This window comes from Streptomyces sp. HSS9-12 (assembly GCF_054963655.1).
In genome coordinates, this window is record NZ_JBUEGC010000116.1 from 1 (window position 1) to 1,383 (window position 1,383).

Annotated in this window: 1 protein-coding gene; it reads left to right on the forward strand. The window is 65.4% G+C overall.

Annotation, left to right across the window (positions count from 1 at the left end; genetic code table 11):
- The first annotated feature begins 48 nt into the window (after window positions 1–48).
- Complete coding sequence (locus tag ACY34J_RS28945; protein WP_462729594.1) at window positions 49–1,344, forward strand: IS256 family transposase; 1,296 nt, start codon at window positions 49–51, stop codon at window positions 1,342–1,344.
- Window positions 1,345–1,383: the final 39 nt, after the last annotated feature.

Below are 1,383 nucleotides of genomic sequence, written 5' to 3' on the forward strand. Positions count from 1 at the left end.
GGGACTGTACGGTCATCGGTGTAACTCCCGATCAAGGAAGAACACCTGATGAGCGACGTGATCGCCTCTGCTGAGGTGGTTGAGGAAGTCCAGCCGATCGAGCGGAAGTCCGACGCGCTGGACGAGCAGTTGATCGGGCAGTTGGTCGACCGCGCCCGCGCCGAGGGCATCAAACTGACCGGCGAGGGCGGGCTGCTGCAGCAGCTGACGAAGAAGGTCCTGGAGTCCGCCCTGGAAGGCGAGCTCACCGACCACCTCGGCTACGAAAAGCACGACAAAGCCGGGGCCGGATCGGGCAACTCCCGCAACGGAACACGCTCGAAGACCGTCATCACCGACGTCGGCCCGGTCGAGCTCGAGGTGCCACGTGACCGCGAGGGCAGCTTCGAGCCGCAGATCGTACGCAAGCGGCAGCGGCGCCTGTCCGGCGTCGACGAGATGGTGCTGTCGCTGTCCGCCCGCGGCCTGACCCACGGCGAGATATCGGCCCACCTCGCCGAGGTGTATGGGGCGAGCGTGTCGAAACAGACCATCTCGACGATCACCGACAAGGTGATCGAGGGCATGGCTGAATGGCAGAACCGTCCCCTCGACGCGGTCTACCCGGTGGTCTTCATCGACTGCGTGCACGTGAAGATACGCGACGGGCAGGTCGCCAACCGGCCCATCTACGTTGCGCTCGCGGTCACCGTGGAGGGCACCCGCGAGATCCTCGGCTTGTGGGCCGGCGACGGCGGCGAGGGTGCCAAGTACTGGCTCCAGGTCCTCACCGAGATCAAGAACCGCGGCGTGGACGACGTGTGCATGGTCGTCTGCGACGGGCTCAAGGGCCTGCCCGACGCCATCGAGACCGTGTGGCCGCAGGCAATCACCCAAACCTGCGTGGTGCACCTGATCCGGGCCTCGTTCCGGTATGCGGCCCGCCAGGACTGGGACAAGATCGCCAAGGCGCTCAAGCCCATCTATACCGCGCCGACCCAAGATGCTGCCGAGGAGCGGTTCGTGGAGTTCTCCGAAGCCTGGGGCACCAAATATCCAGCGATCGTGAAGCTGTGGGAGAACGCCTGGGCCGAGTTCGTCCCTTTCCTGCAGTTCGACACCGAGATCCGCCGCGTCGTCTGCACGACGAATGCGATCGAGTCGGTCAACGCACGCATCCGCAAAGCCGTCCGGGCACGCGGCCACTTCCCCAACGAGCAGGCCGCGTTGAAGTGCGTTTACATGGCCATCATGAGCCTGGACCCGACCGGCAAGGGCCGCAAACGCTGGTCACTGCGCTGGAAGGCCGCACTCAACGCCTTCGAGATCACCTTCGACGGGCGCCTCTCCGCCGCCCGCCGGTAACTCACTCACCCTGAGTTACACCGATGGCTGGACAGACCC